Annotated in this window: 1 protein-coding gene; it reads left to right on the top strand. The window is 62.8% G+C overall.

The features are described from left to right. Positions 1 to 380: 380 nt before the first annotated feature. Positions 381 to 1,511, top strand: a 1,131-nt coding sequence (locus ACEN88_RS31415; RefSeq protein ID WP_413346040.1) for a choice-of-anchor E domain-containing protein, incomplete at its 3' end; no start/stop codon positions are given.

Here is a 1,511-nt window from a genome sequence, read left to right as displayed (position 1 = left end):
CGCTGCCCCAGATCGAGGGCGGCGATGTCGGCCTCGGCCGCCAGGTCGCCGATGCGCTGGAGGCCGTGCTGTCGCTGCCGTGGGATGCCGGCACGGAGGTCGCCGCCGCCAGGCGCCACGCACCGCCGCCGGGTACGCGGCCGCAACCTGTGCCCGCCCAGCTGCATTAGACAACGATCAATGTCACGATGTTTCCTCAGGAAACTTTTATTTCTGTCGAGAATCTTTACATAGCACCGCGACATTGATTTTTGTTCAAAATGGATTTCCTTGCAGAACAGATGGTTATAGTTTTTGGCACGTTCCTTGCGTAAATACGATGAGTAAAAGAAAAAGTGTCACAAGACATCCTCATCGTTGATCAACCCAAAGGAAACAACATGCTGAAGACTACACTGAATGCTGCCGTGCTCGCCGCCATGAGCGCCCTGGTCCCGACCCTCGCCCACGCGACGCTTCTGGACACGACCAAGACGACCGCATTCGACGTGAACAACGTGATCACCGACACGCTCGGCGGGCAGAAGGCCGGCACGGACGGCTCGACTAGCATCAAGGCGAACACGAACATGGATACGGACAAGAAAGCCACGGTCGCCCTGTTCGACAAGAGCAAGGGCGTTTTGACGGGCGCGACCGTCAACCTGCAGTCGACCTACTGGCAGACGACCAGCGTCACCGTCGCGAAGGGCGGCACCAACGCGAACGACACCGGCACGTACAAGGCCGAGGGCACGGGCAGCAGCTCGGTGGCACTCGGCATTCCGACCGGCGTCGTCGGCGCGAGCGCGGCACTCGGCAAGCCCGATTCCTGCACGCTCAAGGACAAGATCAAATCGGCTTGCAACGACGGCATCAGCCTCACGAACGTGGACCGGAACACGGCGGTCGCCGGCACCTCGCTGAACGCGTACGTCGGCAACGGCAGCGGCAGCTTCCTCGCCGATTTGCTGGCCGTCTCGAACACGGCCGAGACGACGTCGAACCAGTTCTCCGGCGACGCGACGACCACGTCGACGATCAACTGGAAAGGCGACCTGAGCGCAACCTACAGCTACCTGCTGCACGCGGCCCAGTCGTTCGACGGCAAGTCGGCGGTGACGTCGCTGACGCTGGATTTCGGCGACGTCTACCTGAACGACACGGTGAAGGCCAAGGACTTTTCGATCGCCAACCTGGCCGCTAACGACCGCGTGGGCCTGAAGCTGACCAACGTGGCCGAGACCGACGCGAACAACGTGTTCGGCACCAGCCTGGCCCTGTTCGACAACCTGGTGCAGGGCGGTTCCAACGGCTACACGGCATCGTTCCTCGCGACCGTCCTGGGCAAGAACATGGCAACCTACCAGCTGACCCTGGCCGACGCGACGCCGGACGGCACCTACGCGTCCGACACCCTGGGCAAGGGCTATAACCTGACGCTGAACCTGACGGCGAACGTCATCCAGCGCGCGGCCGACACCGCCGGCGGCCAGGTGCCGGAGCCGGCGTCGCTGATGCTGCTGGGCCTG

The organism is Massilia sp. CT11-108, from assembly GCF_047302915.1.
Classification (GTDB): domain Bacteria; phylum Pseudomonadota; class Gammaproteobacteria; order Burkholderiales; family Burkholderiaceae_D; genus Telluria; species Telluria orientalis.
The sequence above is the reverse complement of the archived record's forward strand: the minus strand, read 5'-3'. Positions and strand labels throughout refer to the sequence as shown.